Source organism: Streptomyces pilosus (assembly GCF_014649835.1).
In the GTDB taxonomy this organism is placed as follows: Bacteria; Actinomycetota; Actinomycetes; order Streptomycetales; family Streptomycetaceae; genus Streptomyces; species Streptomyces pilosus.
This window is the reverse complement of record NZ_BMTU01000006.1, coordinates 256819-275319: the sequence shown is the minus strand read 5'-3', so window position 1 is coordinate 275319 and position 18501 is coordinate 256819. Positions and strand designations below refer to the sequence as shown.

The 18501-nt window shown below is 73.9% G+C and carries 19 protein-coding genes; 7 read left to right on the top strand and 12 right to left on the bottom strand.

Annotated features, from left to right (window positions below; genetic code table 11):
- Nucleotides 1-54: 54 nt before the first annotated feature.
- Both IE118_RS17840 and IE118_RS17835 read right to left on the bottom strand, forming a co-directional pair.
- Nucleotides 55-1209, bottom strand: coding sequence for a WD40/YVTN/BNR-like repeat-containing protein (locus IE118_RS17840; RefSeq protein ID WP_189558921.1), 1155 nt, complete (start codon nucleotides 1207-1209; stop codon nucleotides 55-57).
- A 116-nt stretch (nucleotides 1210-1325) separates the two neighbouring features.
- Entirely contained in the window at nucleotides 1326-3011 is a 1686-nt protein-coding gene (locus IE118_RS17835) for a DNA alkylation response protein (RefSeq protein WP_189558920.1), read from the bottom strand.
- A 73-nt stretch (nucleotides 3012-3084) separates the two neighbouring features.
- Between IE118_RS17835 and IE118_RS17830 the strand changes: the two genes are divergently transcribed.
- Complete coding sequence (locus tag IE118_RS17830) at nucleotides 3085-3846, top strand: PaaX family transcriptional regulator C-terminal domain-containing protein (protein ID WP_189558919.1); 762 nt, start codon at nucleotides 3085-3087, stop codon at nucleotides 3844-3846.
- A gap of 77 nt (nucleotides 3847-3923) precedes the next feature.
- Here IE118_RS17830 and IE118_RS17825 read toward each other — a convergent pair whose 3' ends face one another.
- Both IE118_RS17825 and IE118_RS17820 read right to left on the bottom strand, forming a co-directional pair.
- Nucleotides 3924-4727, bottom strand: a complete 804-nt coding sequence (locus IE118_RS17825) for a pectate lyase (RefSeq protein ID WP_189558918.1) — start codon at nucleotides 4725-4727, stop codon at nucleotides 3924-3926.
- A gap of 244 nt (nucleotides 4728-4971) precedes the next feature.
- Nucleotides 4972-6051 carry an NADH:flavin oxidoreductase/NADH oxidase gene (locus IE118_RS17820; protein WP_189558917.1) on the bottom strand — a complete coding sequence of 360 codons (1080 nt, stop codon included), beginning with the start codon at nucleotides 6049-6051 and terminating at the stop codon, nucleotides 4972-4974.
- A 124-nt stretch (nucleotides 6052-6175) separates the two neighbouring features.
- Here IE118_RS17820 and IE118_RS17815 point away from each other — a divergent pair, with 124 nt between their 5' ends.
- Nucleotides 6176-6535, top strand: coding sequence for an ArsR/SmtB family transcription factor (locus tag IE118_RS17815; protein ID WP_189558916.1), 360 nt, complete (start codon nucleotides 6176-6178; stop codon nucleotides 6533-6535).
- 82 nt (nucleotides 6536-6617) lie between these two features.
- Here IE118_RS17815 and IE118_RS17810 read toward each other — a convergent pair whose 3' ends face one another.
- Complete coding sequence (locus tag IE118_RS17810; RefSeq protein WP_189558915.1) at nucleotides 6618-7967, bottom strand: FAD-dependent oxidoreductase; 1350 nt, start codon at nucleotides 7965-7967, stop codon at nucleotides 6618-6620.
- A 200-nt stretch (nucleotides 7968-8167) separates the two neighbouring features.
- On the opposite strand from IE118_RS17810, the gene IE118_RS17805 reads away from it, so the two are divergent.
- A complete protein-coding gene (locus IE118_RS17805) occupies nucleotides 8168-8638 on the top strand; it encodes a DUF6214 family protein (RefSeq protein ID WP_189558914.1) in 471 nt (156 codons plus the stop codon).
- A gap of 76 nt (nucleotides 8639-8714) precedes the next feature.
- Here IE118_RS17805 and IE118_RS17800 read toward each other — a convergent pair whose 3' ends face one another.
- Nucleotides 8715-9377, bottom strand: a complete 663-nt coding sequence (locus IE118_RS17800) for a DUF305 domain-containing protein (protein ID WP_189558913.1) — start codon at nucleotides 9375-9377, stop codon at nucleotides 8715-8717.
- A 209-nt stretch (nucleotides 9378-9586) separates the two neighbouring features.
- On the opposite strand from IE118_RS17800, the gene IE118_RS17795 reads away from it, so the two are divergent.
- Entirely contained in the window at nucleotides 9587-11089 is a 1503-nt protein-coding gene (locus IE118_RS17795; RefSeq protein ID WP_189558912.1) for an LVIVD repeat-containing protein, read from the top strand.
- Here IE118_RS17795 and IE118_RS17790 read toward each other — a convergent pair.
- From IE118_RS17790 to IE118_RS17775, 4 genes are all read right to left on the bottom strand, one after another.
- Nucleotides 11077-11754 carry a TetR/AcrR family transcriptional regulator gene (locus IE118_RS17790; RefSeq protein ID WP_189558911.1) on the bottom strand — a complete coding sequence of 226 codons (678 nt, stop codon included), beginning with the start codon at nucleotides 11752-11754 and terminating at the stop codon, nucleotides 11077-11079. The genes IE118_RS17795 and IE118_RS17790 overlap by 13 nt on opposite strands.
- 146 nt (nucleotides 11755-11900) lie before the next feature.
- Nucleotides 11901-12584 (bottom strand): phosphatase PAP2 family protein, encoded by a 684-nt coding sequence (locus IE118_RS17785; protein ID WP_189558910.1) that lies wholly within the window; start codon nucleotides 12582-12584, stop codon nucleotides 11901-11903.
- Nucleotides 12585-12658: 74 nt separating this feature from the next.
- The gene (locus tag IE118_RS17780) at nucleotides 12659-13594 is read right to left on the bottom strand and encodes a M56 family metallopeptidase (RefSeq protein ID WP_189558909.1); all 936 of its coding nucleotides are present in this window, start codon (nucleotides 13592-13594) and stop codon (nucleotides 12659-12661) included.
- A gap of 87 nt (nucleotides 13595-13681) precedes the next feature.
- Nucleotides 13682-14236, bottom strand: coding sequence for a DUF5134 domain-containing protein (locus IE118_RS17775; RefSeq protein ID WP_189558908.1), 555 nt, complete (start codon nucleotides 14234-14236; stop codon nucleotides 13682-13684).
- Nucleotides 14237-14394: 158 nt separating this feature from the next.
- On the opposite strand from IE118_RS17775, the gene IE118_RS17770 reads away from it, so the two are divergent.
- Nucleotides 14395-16062: an FUSC family protein gene (locus tag IE118_RS17770; RefSeq protein WP_189558907.1), complete on the top strand. Its 1668-nt coding sequence runs from the start codon at nucleotides 14395-14397 to the stop codon at nucleotides 16060-16062.
- On the top strand, nucleotides 16059-16637 hold the full coding sequence (locus tag IE118_RS17765; RefSeq protein ID WP_189558906.1) for a MarR family winged helix-turn-helix transcriptional regulator: 579 nt from the start codon (nucleotides 16059-16061) through the stop codon (nucleotides 16635-16637). Before IE118_RS17770 ends, IE118_RS17765 begins: the two co-directional genes overlap by 4 nt.
- Before the next feature lie 55 nt (nucleotides 16638-16692).
- Here IE118_RS17765 and IE118_RS17760 read toward each other — a convergent pair whose 3' ends face one another.
- Nucleotides 16693-17091 carry a VOC family protein gene (locus tag IE118_RS17760; protein WP_189558905.1) on the bottom strand — a complete coding sequence of 133 codons (399 nt, stop codon included), beginning with the start codon at nucleotides 17089-17091 and terminating at the stop codon, nucleotides 16693-16695.
- 83 nt (nucleotides 17092-17174) lie between these two features.
- On the opposite strand from IE118_RS17760, the gene IE118_RS17755 reads away from it, so the two are divergent.
- Nucleotides 17175-17717: a GNAT family N-acetyltransferase gene (locus tag IE118_RS17755; protein ID WP_189558904.1), complete on the top strand. Its 543-nt coding sequence runs from the start codon at nucleotides 17175-17177 to the stop codon at nucleotides 17715-17717.
- A 22-nt stretch (nucleotides 17718-17739) separates the two neighbouring features.
- Here the strand turns inward: IE118_RS17755 and IE118_RS17750 are convergent, their stop codons facing one another.
- Nucleotides 17740-18423, bottom strand: a complete 684-nt coding sequence (locus IE118_RS17750; RefSeq protein WP_189558903.1) for a glycerophosphodiester phosphodiesterase — start codon at nucleotides 18421-18423, stop codon at nucleotides 17740-17742.
- Nucleotides 18424-18501 lie beyond the last annotated feature (78 nt).

Genomic DNA, 18501 nt, shown 5'->3' with positions numbered 1-18501 from the left:
GGTTCTGCTGCCGTGGGCCGCTCCGAGGACCTGGACCGGCGCCCGTCGCGGGGATCAGCCCACCACGGCTGCCCGCACGCACAGCACGTCCGGCAGGTGCGACGCCAGCTGCCGCCAGCTGTCGCCGTCGTCGTCCGACGCGAACACCTCGCCGTTGCGGTTGCCGAAGTAGAGGCCGGCCGGGTCCGCGCCGTCGTGGCACATCGCGTCCCGCAGCACGGTGCCGTAGTGGTCCTCCTGCGGCAGCCCCGCGGACAGCGGCTCCCAGTGGGCCCCGGCGTCCGACGTCCGGTAGACCCGGCAGCGCCGGCCGGCCGGGACCCGGTCGGAGTCGGCGTTGATCGGGAACACGTACGCCGTGTCCCCGCGGTGCGGGTGGGCGACCACCGTGAAGCCGAACGTCGACGGCAGTCCCTCGCCGATGTCCGTCCACCGCCCGCCCGCGTCGTCGCTGCGGTACACCCCCCAGTGGTTCTGCAGGTAGAGCCGGTCCGGGTCCACCGCGTCCCGGGCGACCTTGTGCACGCACTGTCCGAACTCCGGGTCCGGGTCCGGCAGGAACACCGCGGACACCCCGGAGTTGGACGGGGCCCAGCTCGCGCCGCCGTCCCGGGTGCGGAAGACCCCCGCGGTGGAGACGGCCACCGTCACGGCCCGCGGGTCGCGCTCGTCGGTGAGCACGGTGTGCAGGCCCTCGCCGCCGCCTCCCGGCACCCACTTCGACCGCGTGGGGTGCTCCCACAGGGGCCGAATCAGCTCGAAGGACTCCCCGCGGTCCTCCGAGCGGTACAGCGCCGCCGGTTCCGTACCCGCGTACACCACGCCGGGTTCGGCGGCGGCCGGGTGCAACTGCCAGACCCGCTCCAGCGAGGCACCCGTGTCCTTGGGGAACCTGACGGCCGGCTGGGCCGGTTCGGTCCAGGTGCGGCCCAGGTCGTCGGAGTGGAACACCGAGGGGCCCCAGTGCGCGCTGTCCCCGCCCGCCAGCAGCCGGGGGCTCGCCCCGCGGGTGTCGATCGCGACCGAGTACACGGCCTGCGCGTTGAAGTACGGGCTCTCGTCGAACTCCCAGGCGCCGCCCCGCCGGCGCCCGATGAACAGACCCTTTCGGGTACCCACGGCGAGCAGTACCTCGGTCATGCCGATCACCTCCGCGACGTCGCCCTCGACGTCTCGACAACGGACAACGGCCAGTCTGCACCCCACCACTGACAGTCACCCCCGGATCGGGCCGCGCCGCAGGTCACGCCGTGTGCCGCCCCGCCGGCCGCCCTCCGGTGCCGCCCCGCCGGCCGCCCTCCGGTGCCGCCCCGCCGGCGGCCGTCTCAGCCCCGCTCGGGCAGCGCGCGCCCGAGGATCGCGTCGACTCCGGCCGCCGCGGGCAGCGTGCCGAAGGAGTACCCCCAGTCGCCGCCCAGCCGCGTCGCGCAGAAGGCGTCGGCGACCGCGGGCGGGGCGTACCGGACGAGGAGGGAACCCTGGAGCGTCAGCGCCATCCGCTCCACCAGCCGGCGGGCACCGGCCTGCGATCCCGCGGCGAGCTGGTCCTTCAGAGCGGCCGCGGCGGTGTCCAGCCGGGCGTCCGCCCCGCGGGTCAGGGCCAGTTCGTCGAAGAGCGCCTGCGCGGTGGCCGGGTCCCGGCCGAGCGCGCGGAGCACGTCGAGGGCGTTGACGTTCCCCGACCCCTCCCAGATCGACAGCAGCGGGGCCTCCCGGTAGTGCCGTGGCATGCCCGAGTCCTCCACGTAGCCGTTCCCGCCCAGGCACTCCAGGGCCTCGGCGGTGAAGGCCGGTCCGCGTTTGGTCACCCAGTACTTGCCGACCGCCGTCGCGATCCGGCGGAACGCCGCCTCCCCGGTGTCCCCGCGCACCGCGCGGTCGGCCGCCCCGGCCAGCCGCAGCGTGAGGGCCGTGGCGGCCTCGGACTCCAGGGCCAGGTCCGCGAGCACGTTGCGCATCAGCGGCTGGTCCGCCAGCCGCGCCCCGAACGCGCTGCGGTGGCGCACGTGGTGCCCCGCCTCCACGAGCGTCTTGCGCATCAGCGCCGCCGACATCATCACGCAGTCGAGCCGGGTGCAGTTGACCATCTCGACGATGGTCTTCACGCCCTGCCCCTCCGGACCGACCAGCCAGGCCACGGTCCCGTCGAACTCGGGCTCGGAGGAGGCGTTGGACCGGTTGCCCAGCTTCTCCTTCAGCCGCTGGATGCGGAAGGTGTTGCGGGTGCCGTCCGGCAGCACGCGCGGCACGAGGAAGCACGACAGCCCCTCCGGCGCCTGCGCCAGCACCAGGAACACGTCGCACATCGGTGCCGAGGTGAACCACTTGTGCCCGCGCAGGGTGTACACACCGGGCTCGGAGGCCGGGGTCGCCGTGGTGGTGTTGGTGCGGACGTCCGAGCCGCCCTGCTTCTCGGTCATCCCCATGCCGGCCAGCAGTCCGCGCTTCCCCGCGGGGGCGCGCAGGCCCGGTTCGTAGGTGCGGCTGGTGAGCAGCGGCTCGTACACCTCCGCCAGTTCCGGCTGCCGGCGCAGCGCGGGGACCGCCGCGTACGTCATGGACGTCGGGCAGCCGTGTCCCGCGTCGGTGTGCCCCCACACCAGTCCGCCCGCGGTGCGCGCCACGTGCGCGCCGGGCCGGTCGTCCGCCCAGGGCGCGCCGGCCAGTCCCTCGGCGACGGCCGTGCGCGTCAGGTGGTGCCAGCTCGGATGGAAGTCGACCTCGTCGACGCGGTGCCCGTACCGGTCGTGGGTGCGCAGGACGGGCTCGTGGCGGTTGGCCTGCTCACTCCACTCCTGCACCTGCGCGCTGCCGGCCAGCCGGCCCAGGCGCCGCAGGTCCTCCTCGGCCCACTCCGCCCCCTCGCGCCGCAGACCCTCCAGCAGGGCCGTGTCGTCGGAGGCGTCGTACGGGGACAGGGGAGGGGGCTGGTTGGTGACCTCGTGCGTGAGGTCACGGGTGGCGCCGTGCGCGCCCGGGTGCTGCCGCTCGTCCGCGAGTGTGGTGGCCATGCCCACGAGTGTTGCACTGGCACTGCGACCGCAGCAATAGTGCAACATGCCTGGCGGCGTAGAGTACGGCCCCATGCGGAGGAACGAAGCGGCGCCGGCGTCCCGGGAACCGCTGCTGCGCCCCCTCTCCGCGCGGTCGGCCGTCCTGAGTCTGCTGCTCGGCACCCACCCGCCGGAGCTCCCGGCGAAGGACATCGCACGGCTGCTGGACGGGTTCGGTGTCGGGGGGTCCACGCTCCGCGCGGCGCTCAGCCGGATGGTCGCGGCGGGTGACCTGCGGCGCACCGGCGCCGGGTACCGCCTCAGCGACCGGCTGCTGGAGCGCCAGCGCCGCCAGGACGAGTCCGTCCGGCCGCGCACGCGCTCCTGGGACGGCGACTGGGAGCTGGTGGTGGTCACCGCGACGGGCCGCGGTCCCGCCGAGCGGGCGGACCTGCGCACCCGGCTCGCCGCGCTCAGGCTCGCCGAGCTGCGGGAGGGGGTGTGGCTGCGCCCCGCCAATCTGGAACGCCCGCTGCCCACCGCCCTGGACGCGGTCGCCGAGCGCGGCACGGCCCGTCCCGGGCGGCCCGCGGGGGAGCTCGCCGCGCGGCTGTGGCCACTGGACACCTGGGCGGGGACGGCCCGCACGCTCCTCGGGCACGTCGGCCGGGCCGCCGGCCCGGCGGACCGGCTGACCGCCTTCGCCGCCGTCGTGCGCCACCTGCTCGCCGACCCCGTCCTGCCGCCCGTCCTGCTGCCCGCCGACTGGCCGGGCGAGGCGCTGCGCGCGGCGTACGCCGGCTACCGGCGGGAGATGGCGGGGGAGGGCGGTTCCCGGGCGGACGGGGCCTGAGGGCGCGAACGGCGGACGGCCGTACGGGGTGCCGCGCGCGGGGCACCCCGTACGGCCGTCGCCCGTGGGGGGAGGGGCTACCGGTAGGTGATGTCGGAGGACGCGTACTTGCAGTGGGTGCCGTCGGGGCCCGAGCCGTTGCTGCTGGGCTCCTTGCCGGTGTTGTTGCCGATGTACTTCTGGCAGGGAACGATCTTCTTGCTGCTGTCCCCGATGATCGTGATGTTCCGCAGGGTCGCGCTGTCGCCGTAGTTGGTGTTGATGCCGGCCAGTCTGCTGCCCTTCCAGTTCACCTCGATGGTGTTGAGGTTGATGGTCCGCTTGTACTGCGTGGAGCAGTTGCCGCAGGAGCGGACGAAGGTGCCGAAGTTCTTGACCGCGAAGTTCGACACGTTCAGCGTTCCCGCGCCGTTGAACTGGAAGACCTTGTCACTGGCCTCCTTGGCGCCGCCGCCGCTGACGGTGTAGACCGACCCCGACGACTTGCCCTTGAAGGTGGCGGCGTCCTCGCCGACGTCCTCCCACCAGACGTTCTGCAGCGTGCAGGAGCCCTTGCAGTGGATCCCGTCGGCGGCGGGGGCTCCCAGGACGACGTTCTTGAGGACCGCGCCGTCCGCCAGTTCGAGGATCGGGCCCTGGTCCTCGTCCTGGCCGCCCGAGCCCAGGTCGCCGGTGCCGTAGAGCCGCTTCATCGCGTAGTCCTTGGTGCCGGACACGGCGATGGTGGAGGAGACGCCCTGGCTGCCGTTGGGGGTGGGCCAGGTGGCGGCCTGCGCCGAGGACGCCCCGGTGGTCATGACCATGCCAAGCGAAAGCCCCAGGGTGGCGAGTGCGCCCGTCAGTGCGCGCCCGCGGGTGCGTGGTCGTGTCGCGGAAGTCATGTCGTTCCTTCTGTCGAAGTGTGGGGGTGCGGGTCGTGCACGTGAATGGTGTCCACGTACACGTCCATCGAAGGGACCGTTCGAACGTTCCGGTCAGGTCGATGAACGGAAGGTAAAGGGTAAGCGCTTTCTAGTCAACGGTGGGCGTGCGTCGCATTCGGACAGGAGCGGCAAGCGAGAGGCCCGGAGCGCGGCATGCGCTCCGGGCCCGGTGGCTCCCGCCCGGCCGGCGGGGCCGGGACGGTCAGACGGAGAGGTGGTACTGGTCCGGCACGCGGACCGTGCCGCCCAGCTCACGGGCCGCGTGCCGGGCCCAGGAGGGGTTGCGCAGCAGCTCGCGGCCGAGGAGCACCGCGTCCGCCTCCTGGTCCGCGAGGATCTTCTCCGCCTGCACGGGGTCGGTGATCAGGCCCACCGCCGCGACCGGCATCGGTGTCTCGCGCCGCACCCGCGCGGCGAAGGGGACCTGGTAGCCGGGCCCGGTGGGAATGCGCACGCCGGAGGCGTTGCCGCCGGTGGAGACGTCGAGCAGGTCGACGCCGCGGGCGTGCAGACCGGCGGCGAGGCGGACGGTGTCGTCCGCGGTCCAGCCGGAATCCTCCAGCCAGTCCGTGGCCGAAACCCGGAAGAACAGCGGCTTGTCGTCCGGCCAGACCTCGCGCACGGCGTCCACGACCTCGAACGCGAAGCGGGTCCGGTTCTCGTACGAGCCGCCGTAGGTGTCCGTGCGGTGGTTGGAGTGCGGGGAGAGGAACTCGTTGATCAGGTAGCCGTGGGCGCCGTGGATCTCGGCGATCTCGAAACCGGCGGCGAGCGCCCGCCGGGCGGCGTCGCGGAACTGCCCGACGACCTGCCGGATCTGTCCGGTGGTCAGCTCGTCGGGCACCGGGTGGTTCTCGGTGAAGGCGAGAGGGCTCGGCGCCGCCGGCTGCCAGCCGTGGGCCTCCGGCCCGACCGGCGCGCCGCCCTTCCAGGGCCGCTCGGTCGACGCCTTGCGGCCGGCGTGCGCGAGCTGGACGGCGGGGACGGTGCCCCGGGAGGCGAGGAACCCGGTGATCCGGCGGAACGCCTCCACCTGGGTGTCGTTCCAGATCCCGAGGTCGTACGGCGAGATGCGGCCCTCCGGCGACACGGCCGTGGCCTCGACGACGATCAGGCCCGTCCCGCCGGCCGCGCGGGCCGCGTAGTGGGCGAAGTGCCAGTCGCCGGGGGCACCCGCTCCGGGGCCGTCCGGTACCGCCGAGTACTGGCACATCGGGGCCATCCACACCCGGTTGGGGATCGTCACGTCGCGCAGGGTGTACGGCTCGAACAGCGTGCTCACGGGGGCTCCATTCGGTGGGGACCGGACGAGGTGCGAGTCGTACGATAAGCATCGTAGTACGGGGGATGTCAAACTACGATGCCTCTCGTACAATGAGGTCTCCCGGAACGAAGGTGGAGCCGCCGTGACGACCGCAGTCCCCGTCCCCAGCAGCCGTGACCTGCCGCATCCCGTACGCGGGGAGATCCGGCTCGAGGGCGTGCTGCACGCCCTCTCCGACCCCGTACGGCTGCGCATCGTCCGTGAGCTCGCCGCCGGGGGAGTGGCGCTGTCCTGCTCGCACTTCGACCTGCCGGTCAGCAAGTCGACCACCACCCACCACTTCCGGGTGCTGCGCGAGAGCGGCGTGATCCGGCAGAACTACGAGGGCACCGCCAAGATGAACGGCCTGCGCCGCGACGACCTGGACGACCTCTTCCCGGGCCTGCTCGACTCCCTGCTCACCGCGGCCGGCCGGCAGGCCGACCGGCACGGCGGGACGTGACGGGCCGGGGCCGCCGTGAGGGGGGCGGGCCGGCCGTTCCCCGGAGAGGGAGCCGGCCCGTGCGGCGCGGCGCCGGGCGCGGTCAGGTACCGGCCGTCCGGGCGGCCGACCGCAGGGCCTCCCAGTCGGGGAGTTTGACGACGCCCCGGCCCAGGGAGGCGCCCAGCCGGGCCTCGGCCCGTTCGATCGCCCGCCAGCCCTGCCACCCGACGGGTTCGACGCCCTCGGCCCGCAGGACCGTGAGGGGATCACCGGGCAGGTCACGGCCGGTGAGCAGGGGGGCGTCCGCCAGCAGCGACGTCACCGTCTCCTTCGCGCAGGACCGGTTGGTGCCGATGACGCCGGTGGGTCCCCGCTTGATCCACCCCGCCACGTACTCGCCGGCGGCGACGGAGCCTCCGCGCAGGACCCGCCCGGCGAGGTGCGGCACCGTGCCCCGCGCCGCGTCGAACGGCAGCCCTTCCAGCGGCACCCCGCGGTAGCCCACCGACCGCAGCACCAGCTGCGCCTCGATCTCCTCGAAGCGCCCGGTGCCCGTGACACCCCCGTGGCCGTCCGGCGCCGTCCGCTCGAATCGCACCGCGCCCACCCTGCCCTCCCGGGCGACCAGTTCGGACGGCCGGAGGAAGAAGCGCACGCGGATCAGCCGCCGCGCCCCGGCGTTGCGGGCCGTCCCGGTCGCCCAGCCGCGCAGCACCTCGACGTTGCGGCGCTGCGGGCCGGGCAGCGACGACGGATCGGTGTACGCCGGGTCCAGCGCGGACTCGGCCGGATCCACCACGACGGCGGTGTCCGGCAGCGTTGCCAGTTCGCGCAGCTCCTTGGTGGTGAAGCGGGCCTGCGACGGTCCGCGCCTGCCCACCATGTGCACGCGCGTCACCCGGCTCGCCGCGAGCGCGGTCAGGGCCGCGTGCGGCATGTCGGTGGGGCTCAGCTCCGCCGCGCCCCGGGCCAGCATGCGCGTGACGTCCACGGCGACGTTCCCCACGCCGATGACCACCGCGGACCGAACCCCGTCCAGGAACCCGCCGTCCGCCGCGTCCGGATGCGCGCTGTACCAGGACACGAACTCGGTCGCCGACCAGCTGCCCGGCAGCTCCTCGCCCGGGATGCCCAGCCGCCGGTCCGTCGCCGCGCCCACGCAGTACACCACCGCGTGGTAGAGCTCCCGCAGCCGGGAGACCGGCACCCCCTCCGGGCCGACCCGCACCCCTCCGAGGAAGCGCACGCGCTCGTGCTCCAGCACCGTGCGCAGGCTGTGCTGCAGGGATTTGATCTTCTCGTGGTCCGGTGCCACGCCGTAACGGACCAGCCCGTACGGGCACGGCAGCCGGTCCAGGACGTCGACGCGCACCCCGGGGTCCTGCTGGACCAGGCCCTGGGCGGTGTAGCACCCGCTCGGCCCCGAACCGATCACGGCGACACGCAGCACGGCGGAACTCCTCACCCGTGGGATCGGCGCGATACCGCTGGTGTCTCCCAGCATGGCACCGGTCGCGCTCCGCTGACAGGGTGCCGTACGCCGCTCGGGGTGCGTGTTCCCGTGGAGGAATCTGATCACCCCGTTACGTTGCGTGGGTGCTCGAGGCAGCTTCTCTTCAGCTTTCCGATCGCTCTCCTGCGGAGGGTGCGGTGTCCGTGTGGCCCGCGTGGGAGGTGCGCGAGGGGGAACGGGCGACCCGGTGGCTCCATGTGCGGCTCGCCTTCGGCGACGGGGCCAGGATCGACGCGCTCGCGACGGTCTGTGACGGATGGGTCTGTGTGGAGGACGTCCAGGCCCGGCCGGCGCTCACCCTGGAGGACCTCGCCGTGTTCGCCGACTGGATCGAGGGTCCGCTGGCGCGCGCCTGCGGTGACGGCGCCGGGCCGGACCCCGGCGACCCGGTGGGTACGGGCGCGCACCGCGACGACGGCTCCGTCCGGCCGCGTGGGCGCGGGGCGTGGGGCGTCGTGGCACGGGCCTACCGCGAGGCGCAGAAACGCGGCGCCGATCCGGTGCTCGCCGTGATGGACGAGACCGGGTACAGCCGGCGCGGCGCGCTCCGACTCATCGGCCGGACACGCGACGCGGGGCTGCTGCCCCCGCGGCACGCCCGCCGCTGAAGGGCGCCTCCGGCCGCCGGCGCCGGCAGACCCGCTCCCGGTCGCGCGCGGGCGGCCGGGAGCGGGCGACCGGCCGTCACAGCATGTCGCGCATCCGGCTGATCTCACTCGTCTGCTGGGCTACCACCTCGTCCGCCATCTCCTCGATCCAGATGTTGTTGCCCTGCCCCTTCACCTCGGCGGACATGGTGATCGCCCCCTGGTGATGCGTGATCATCAAGGTGAGGAAGAGCTGGTCGAAGGCCTTGCCCCCGGCGGCGCGGAGCTGCTTCAGCTGGGCCTGGGTGGCCATGCCGGGCATCGTCGCGTGGTCGTGCCCGTGCCCCTCGTCCCGCTCGGGCTTGCCGTGACTCCTCAGCCAGCCCTTCATCGCGCTGATCTCCGGCTTCTGGGCGGCGGAGATGCGCCCGGACAGCGCGACGATGCCCGGCGACTCGGCACGGTCCGCCGCGAGGTCCGTCATCTCGAGGGCCTGCGCGTGATGCTCGATCATCATCCGCGCGTAGGAGACGTCGGCGGAGTTGGGGGAGTCGTCCTCCGTGCGCTGCCGCGAGGCCTCCTCGGCCGACAGGGTCCGGTTCTGCCCACCGGGTTCACCGGGTGCGATGACCGAAGGCCCGCTCGCCGCTGACGACTTGGTCTTCTCCTCGCCCGAGTCGCAGCTCACGAGCCCGAGGACGGCCAGAGCGGTCAGCCCGGCGGTGAGGACGGACAGGCGTGGCACACGGCGGTAGTGCACAAGGACCTCCTGTGGCTGGCGGTGCGCTCCTCCGGGGAGCGGGGCGGGACGCCTCGTGAGCGTCGACGACCGTCCTAGCACGCTTCCGCGCAACATTGATCAAAAAACTTTGTTGCGATGGCGTTGCCCCCTGTTGGTATGTGCATGCCGAAGACGATACTGCCGGAGCGAAAACCGTTCCGATGTGAACGGAACGAGGGAGGAAAACAGTGATCCTGTTGAGAGGTTCCCGAACCCGGCGCAGACGGCTGGGAGTTGTCACGGCGGCCGGAGGTCTGCTGGCCGCCCTGCTCACCGCCTCGCCGGCCGCCGCGATCCCCGACCCCGGGGACTCGCCCGCCGCGCAGAAGGAGGTCTCGAGCAGCGACCGGGCCGAGGCCCGCGAGGCCATCGAGAACGGCGAGATACCCGGCCAGGACGAGGTCGTCCACTCCGACAACATCCGGCACGTGGCCAACATCCCCAAGGACGCGCTGTCCGGCACCAACTCGGACCTGGCCTTCCAGGGCCGCTACGCGTTCGCCGGCAACTACGACGGCTTCCGCATCTTCGACATCAGCAACCCCAAGGCGCCCGAGACGGTGGCCCAGGTCCTGTGCCCGGGCTCGCAGAACGACATCTCCGTCTCCGGTGACCTGCTCTTCCTGTCCACCGACTCCTCGCGCAGCGACAGCAGTTGCAACAGCACCACGCAGCCGGCGACCGAGAAGTCCTCGTGGGAGGGAATGAAGGTCTTCGACATCAGCGACAAGCGCAACCCGCGCTACGTCGCGGCCGTCGAGACCGCCTGCGGCTCGCACACCCACACGCTGGTGCCCGAGCGCAAGAACGTCTACGTCTACGTCTCCTCGTACTCGCCGAACGCGGCGTACCCCGACTGCCGGCCGCCGCACGACGGCATCTCCGTGATCAAGGTGCCGCGCAAGGCACCGCACAAGGCGGCGGTCGTGGGCTTCCCGGTGCTGTTCCCGGGTGAGGGCCCCGACGGCGGCGGCAACCCGGGCGCGCCCACCAACCCGGGTGTCTCCAAGACCACCGGCTGCCACGACATCACCGTCCTGCCCTCCAGGGACCTGGCCGCCGGTGCCTGCATGGGCGACGGCATCCTGTTCTCCATCAAGGACCCCGAGCGGCCCAAGGTGATCGACCGGGTGCAGGACAACGTCAACTTCGCGTTCTGGCACTCGGCGACCTTCAACCAGAAGGCGAACAAGGTCGTCTTCACCGACGAACTGGGCGGTGGCGGCGGCGCCACCTGCAACGCGGAGATCGGCCCGAACCGCGGCGCCAACGGCATCTACGACATCGTCGGCAAGGGGGACCGGAGCAAGCTCGTCTTCCGCAGCTACTTCAAGATCCCGCGCCACCAGGCGGACACCGAGAACTGCGTGGCCCACAACGGCTCGCTGATCCCGGTCCGCGGCCGGGACCTGATGGTCCAGGCGTGGTACCAGGGCGGCGTCTCGGTCTGGGACTTCACCAACTCCTCGAAGCCCAGGGAGATCGCGTACTTCGAGCGCGGTCCGCTGACCACCGACCGCATCACCACCGGCGGCTCCTGGTCGGCGTACTACTACAACGGCTACATCTACTCGAACGACATCGCCAAGGGCTTCGACGTCCTGAAGATCGACGACCGGCGCACGGACCCGGCCCGCTGGGTCCACATGCGTGAGCTCAACGTGCAGACGCAGCCGGACTACTTCGACTGAGCCTCCGGCTCCGTCGCGAAGAACCGGGCCGTGTCCGTCCGGTCCTCCGCACACGTCCCGCCGGGCGCTCCGGTGTCCGGCGGGACCCCCGACTCCCAGTCGAGCCCGTAGCGTGCGAACAGCTCCGCGCGCAGTACGGGCACGGGCATCGGCGCCCCCGGCATCACGGCCGCGTACACGGCGCCCATCAGCAGGGCGCGCAGCATCGGGTAGCCGGCCTCGACGTTGTCGGAGCCGTGCCGGGCGACGGTGTCGCTCAGCAGTTCGCCCAGACGCCGCTGTTCCGGGCAGGGCAGGAAGCCCTCGGCCTGCAGCAGGCCCGCCATGTGCTGGCGCATCAGGACCGGCCTCTCCCGCGCCAGGCCGAGGATCGCGTCGATGGCCCGCGCCATCCGCTCCCGGCCGTCCCCGGTGCGCGGCTCGCGCTCCAGCGCCTCCTCCAGGGTGCGGTGCATCAGCCGGTGCACGGCGGACTGCACGAGCTGGCGTTTTCCCGGGAAGTAGTACGAGACCAGACCTCGCGCGGACCCCGCCCGGTCGGCGATGTCGCCGAGCGTCGTCGCCTCGTACCCGCGTTCCCCGACCAGTTCGACGGCGGCGTGCAGCAGCCGCTCCTTCGAACGCCTCCGCAACTCTTCATTGACCAGGGCGCTGCGCGGGGACATGCTGGACTCCTGCGTTGACTGGCTGGCAGCCAACTATACTCAGCGCGTCGGGCGGGCCTTCGCGCCCGTTCCCGGCTGCCGGTCGTCTTGGGCGACGCGGGGGATCGCCCAAGACGGCCGGCGCCGGCTCGTCCGAGCGGTGGCGGTCACCCCGTCCCGTGCGGGTGGCGCCGCCGGTGGACGCCCACCGCCACGGTCACCACCAGGGCGCCGATGAGCCAGCCGCCCAGGACGTCCGTCGGCCAGTGGACACCGAGCCAGACCCGGGTGAGGCCGACGCCGGCCACCGAGACGACCGCGACGGCCAGCGCCGTACGCCACAGGACGCGGCCCACGCCGTGACGGTGCACGAGCCACAGCAGGAGCCCGCAGACGACCGTCGCGGTCATGGCGTGTCCCGACGGGAAGGCCGCGTAGTGCGCGGAGTCGACCGGATCGGGCCAGACGGGACGGGCGCGGTCCAGAGCGGCCTTCAGGCCCTGCTGCACGGCCGTCGCGACGGCGACCGTCAGCACCAGCCACCCGGCGGTCCACCGGTCCGCGTACCGCCACACCAGCAGCCCCGCCGCCACCGCGCACAGCACCCGCATGGTCCACGGGTCCCAGACCCAGTCCGTCAGGATGCGGGCGGCTCGGGTCAGCCCGGGTTCCGCCACCGCCCAGCGGTGGGTGGTGCGGGCGATGTCGCCGTCCAGGCGGAGCAGCGGTCTCCATTCGACGGCGACGAGCACCAGCACCAGCGCCGAGGCCGGCGCCAGCACGCCCGCGGGCAGGCGCGCGGTCCGCTGCCGAGGGGGTCCGGGCGGGGAGTCGGTGTCGGGGGTGTGCATGAAGCGATCCTTGCGGACCGGCGGCTTCCGGGGCCAGTCCTGTCACCGCCGCCGGACCCTGCTCGGTCCGCGGACTATCCCAGTGCCCGCAATCCCGGCACGAACGCCACCAGGACGGGGAGCACCGGCACCAGGGACGCCACCGCGGTCAGCCGCAGCCGCCGCCCCGCGCTGAGCCGGTCGGCGGGAGTCAGCAGCCGGTGCACCCGGGCCGGCACCTGGGCCCGCAGGTCCGGGCAGGGGCCGAACACCCCCCGGTGCTCGTTCAGTTCGACCAGGGCGAGGGCCGTGGTCAGCCGGCCGACGCGCCGGGAAGCCGTGTCGTCGGCGGCGAGTTCGACCAGCCGGTGCATCTCGTCGCGGAACGCCGCGAACACCGGGACGCGGGGGAACCCGCCCGCCAGCGCCGAGGAGCAGTTCAGCAGCCAGTCGTGCCGGGCCCGGGCGTGGCCCCGCTCGTGGGCCAGGACGGCGTCCAGCTGCCTGCCCGTCAGGCGGCGCAGCGCGGCCGTGGTGACGACCAGCCGGGGCGGGCTGCCCGGCAGCCACCAGGCGTCGGGCCGCTCGCCCTCGAGGACGACCAGACGCTCGGAGCCCGGCTCCTCGCCGGGCAGCAGCGGGGCCCGCAGGCGCAGCCCGGCACGCCGGGACCGGCGCCGTGCGCGGGCCCGCGCGATCTCCCTGAGCAGCATCGCGGCGCTCCACAGCCCGCCGCACGCCAGCGCCACCGCGGTGGTCGCGGCCCCGGTCCCCGCGGTGCCGAGGGAGTACGCCTCCACGACCGCGCGGGGCGCGGTGGCGAACACCTGGCCGCCCACCGCGTGCCACGCGGCCGCCGCGCTGAACGTCATCGATAGGGCGCAGCACAGCAGTACGGCGGCGATCACGCACTGCCACGCCCACAGCGCCAGCACCGGTTCGCGGTCCGGCCAGTCGGCCCGGGCCAGCAGCCGGGGACCCGCGACAGCGGTCAGGACGCCGAGCATCAGCAGGACCGCGGGGAGGATCATGTGCGCAGCCTACGAGCGCGGGCCGCCCGGCGGTACGGTCCAACGGCCCCGAGTGACGCAGACAACGGTCCCGCGGCCGGGGACCTCTCACATCGTCAGCAGCATTGCCACCATCCCGATCGCCATGGACAGCCGGCAGGCTCGCGCCAGCTCCGGCCGGTCGCCCCAGTTCGGGCCCGCCGTGCCCCCCGGTACGGCGGGCCCGGGCACCAGGCGGACGCCCGACACCAGCACGTACGCGACGAAGTAGAGCAACAGGACGCCGGTCAGCAGGGGGACGCCCGAGCCGCCGTGCCCGGGTCCGTGCGCGCCGCCGGGGGAGGCGGCCATGGCCACCGCCATGTAGACCATGGCACCGGCGCCCACCAGATGGTGCAGGTGGCGGGCGCCGCCGCGGGCCGCCCACAGCGCGTGCAGGCCCGCCGCGCCGAACACCACGGCGAGCGCCGGCCAGGCCCAGGACGGCGGGGCGACCACCGTCGCGGGCACCGCCATCACGGCCATGCCGAACCCCATCAGCGCCTCGCCGCCCGCGGCCCGGCGCTGCTCCTCCACACGGCTGCGCATCCGCAGCAGACAGTAGGCGCCGGTCGCCGCGCAGAGCGCGACCAGCAGCCAGCCGGACGACGCCGGTCCGTGCACGCGAACCTCCCCCCTCGACCCGTACGGCGGTCGGTCAGGGAATGCCCTTCCCCGGCGACGGGCACGCGGGCGCACAGGGGTACACGGGGAGCGTTCGGGGGAGCGCGGCAGGTCAGCGCGTCGTTTTACCGGTAAATTATCTGCTAATCTTGTCCGCCATGAGCAGTGCCCTCCCCACCCCCTCCGCCCGGCGCCTCCCGCTCGCCGGCGCACTGCGCCTCGGGCGGCCCTCCGACATCTGGTTCAAGCCCGCCCTCAGCGTGGTCGCCGCGGTCGCCCCGCCCAGCCTGCTCCTGGTGGCGCTCGGCCGGCTCGATCTCGCGACGTACACCATGGCCGGGTCCCTGTGCGCCCTGTACGCCCACAACCGCCCGTACGCCGCCCGGGCGAGGGCGCTGGCATGGGTGGTGCTCGGCATGCTCGGCGGTCTCGGCACGGCGCTGGTCGCCGCCTCGCTCACCCGGGACGCCGTCGCCCTGGTCGCCGTCGGCGCCGTACTGGCCGCCGTGCAGAAGGCGCTGTGCGACGCCACCCGCATCGGTCCGCCCGCCCACGTCATCCTCATCTTCGTCAGCTCGGCCTCACTGTTCGTCCCCCAGACCCTCGGCCAGGTCCCCGGCCACCTCGCGCTCACCGCCGCCGCGGGCGCGTGGGCCTGGCTGGTCGGCATGGCGCCGGCGCTGTGCCGGCCGCACGGCCCGGAGCGCCGGGCCACCGCCCACGCCCTGAGGTCCGCCGCCGCGTACGCCGAGACGGCGGAAGCCGGGGAGGGCGACCCGCGCGCCCGCGCCGACGCCTACGGCGCCGTGCAGGCCGCGTGGCAGTCGCTGTCGGCCGCGGGGAGCCGTCCCTCGGGCACCCGCCGGGGGCTCGAACGGCTCGTGGTCCGCGCCGAGGTGGCGCTCGCCGCGCCGGCCGACGCCGACCCCGCCCGTCTGCGCGGCTGGGCCCGCGGCCTGCGCGGCACCGGCCCGGTACCGCGCCCCGGCGACCCCCGCACGGGCGCCGACGAGCTCCTGGGCGTGGCCGCGGAACGCGCCGCCGCGCCGCGCTCCCCGCGGAGCGGGCTCGGGGCACTCACCCCGATCGCCGTCCGCACCGCCCTCGGCTGCGCGCTCGCCGGCTACGCCTCCCTCGCCCTCGGTGTCGGCCGCCCCTACTGGGCCCTGGTCACCGCCGCCGCGCTCCACCAGGCCAACATCACCCTCACCTGGAGCCGGACCGTCCAGCGGGTCGTCGGCAACCTGGTCGGCGTCCTGGTCTTCGCCGCCGTCGCCCCGGTCGCCCACCTCGGCCCGCTCGCCCTCGTCCTGTGCTGCCTCGTCCTCAATTTCGGCGCGGAGGCGTTCATCAGCCGCAACTACTGGCTCGGCAGCGTCTGCGTGACCCCCCTCGCCCTGCTGGTCACCGAGTTCCCCGGCCACCGGCCGGCCGGCGAGCTGGTCACCGACCGCGTCGTGGACACCCTCGTCGGCGCCCTGGCCGGATTCGCCGCGGCCCTGCTGGTGACCAACCGCAGGGCGGGCGACCGCGTCGAGGAGGCGCTCACCGCCGTCGACCGCGCCCGGGAGGGCGCCGCCCGCCTGCTGGCCGACCCGCAGGCCGCGCCCGCGGCCCTGGCCGCCGCCCGGCGGCACCTCGCCGGCGTCCTGGTCGGCCTGCGGGCCGCCGCCGACGCCGCGTCCGGCGAGTGGTGGCAGCGTGCGGTGCCCCAGGAGCGGGTCGTGCTCGCCGAGCAGTCGGGACACCGTACGCTCGCGGCGACGGTACGACGCCAGGGGCCGCTCCCCGGCACCAGCACGCACACGGAGGACGCACGGCCATGACGGCGACCGAAGGACCACCGGCGACCGGCGACGAGGGGCCCCCGGACACCGGCGCCGCCCCGCGGGACCGGCGGGACGACACCGTCGCCGCGGTCGTCCGGCAGTGGCGGGCCGTCCACCCCGGTCTGGACACCGGCCCCATGGAGGTCATCGGCCGCATCAACCGCTGCGCCGCCCTGCTCCAGCAGGCGGAGGACGCCCCGCTGCGCCGGGCCGGCCTGTCCCGCGCGGAGTTCGACCTGCTCGGCGCGCTGCGCCGCACCGGCCACGAGCTGACCCCGAGTGAGCTGGCCCGCGAGACCTTCTCCTCGGGCGCCGCGGTCACCAAGCGCCTCAAGCAGCTCGGCGAACGCGGGCTGGTGGAGCGCCGCGGCGACACCCGTGACCGCCGGGTCGCCCACGTCCGGCTCACCGACGCCGGACGCGACACGGTCGACGGCATCCTGCCCGCGCAGCTCGCCTACGAGACGGCCGTACTGTCCGGCCTCGACGCCCCGGAACGCGGTGAGCTCGCCGCGCTGCTCGCAACCCTGCTCGGGCAGCTGGAGGGGCGGCTGGGCGCGCTGCGTGCCTGAGGACCCGGCGGCGGGCCCGCCGCCCCTCCCGGTCCCGGTCCGCGGCGGCGCCGTCTCAGATACCCGGCCGGTACCGCAGCGGATGGCCGGACGGGATCTCGACCAGGACGATGGGGACCCCGTCCGGGTCCTCGATCCACATCTCGACCAGGCCCCACGGCTCCCGCACCGGCGGACGGACAATCCCGACGCCCTGGGACTCCAGCTCCGCGTGCGCCGCCGCGACGTCCTCGACCTGGAGCCACAGCCGGACGTCAGGCGAGGCGGGGGCGGAGGCGTCGGAGCGTCCGGAGAGCTCCAGGAAGCCCCCACCGAGGAAGTAGACGGTGCCCCGTTCCGGGCCGGTGCCGAACTCGCGGTGGACGGCGAGGCCCAGCTGTCCGCCGTAGAAGGCGCGGGAGCGGTCGGGGTCGGCGGGGCGGAGCAGGGTACGGCTGCTCAGTACGTGCACCATGCGGCCGAGCGTAGTGCCCGGGTTAGTCTCGTCCCCGTCCGAACCACGCCGGAAGCGGCGCACACGAACCAGGGGGCCCGGCCATGGAATCCGCCACCGACTCCGTACTGACCTTCCGCGACGCCACCGACGCCGACGTGGACGCGCTCGTCGCGCTGATCGAGTCGGCGTACCGGGGGGAGTCCAGCCGGGCCGGGTGGACCACCGAGGCGGACATCCTGCAGGGGCAGCGGACCGACCCCGAGGCCGTGCTCGACGTCGTCAGGTCCCCGGACAGCCGGCTGCTGACGGTGGAGCGCGAGGGCCGCGTCGTCGCCTGCTGCCAGCTCGAACACCGCGGCGCGTACGCCTACTTCGGCATGTTCGCGGTCAGCCCCGCCCTCCAGGGCGGCGGGCTCGGCCGGAGGATCATCGCCGAGGCGGAGCGCCGGGCGCGCGAGACCTGGGGCGTGGACGAGATGCACATGACGGTGATCTCCGTCCGCGAGGACCTGATCGCCTGGTACGAGCGGCGCGGCTACCGCCGTACGGGGCGGATGACGCCCTTCCCGTACGGCGACGAGCGCTTCGGCATCCCCCAGCGCGACGATCTGCAGTTCGAGCTGCTGGTGAAGGCACTGATCTGACCGGCGCACCGCCACCGGCCGCTCACGCGGTGAAGCGGCCGGTGCGTTTGATCTCCGGGTAGTCGGTGGTCGCCCCGTCGAGCTGGAGGGCCCGCACCAGCCTGAGGTGGTCCTGGGTGTTGACCACCCAGCCGATCACCGCGAGGTCCGCCTTCCGGGCCCGTTCGGTGATCTCCAGGGTGAGCCGGCGGATGTTGAGGCAGACGGCGGAGGCGCCGGTCGCGACCGCGCGGTCCACGACGTCGGTGCCGTACCGGCTCGCGATGAGCGCCGTGCGCACCCCGGGCACCAGCCGGGCGATCTCGGTGATCGCCTCGTCGTGGAACGACGAGACATCGACCCGGCCGGCCAGCCCCCGCTCGTTCATCACGGCGGCCAGCGCCCTGGCCGCCCGTACGTCCTTGATCTCGGCCTGGAGCGGGGTCCGCACGGCGTCCAGTACCTCCTCGAAGAGGGGGACCCGCTCGCCGCGCCCCGCGTCCAGGGCGCGCAGTTCGGCGAGTGTCTTGTCGGCGACGGCGCCCGTGCCGTCCGTCGTGCGGTCCACGTCCGTGTCGTGCATGACGACCAGCGCGCCGTCCTTGCTCAGGTGCAGGTCGAGCTCGATGACGTCGAGGCCCGCCTCCTGGGCGGCGACGAAGGACCGGAGGGTGTTCTCGGGCTCGACACCCATGACTCCGCGGTGACCGATGGTGAGGAAGTTCAAGACTCGACTCGCTTCCGTCGACGGCGGCGGGGGACCGCGTCCCTGCGGCCCTCCTGGACCGTATCGCCTGTGCCCGCC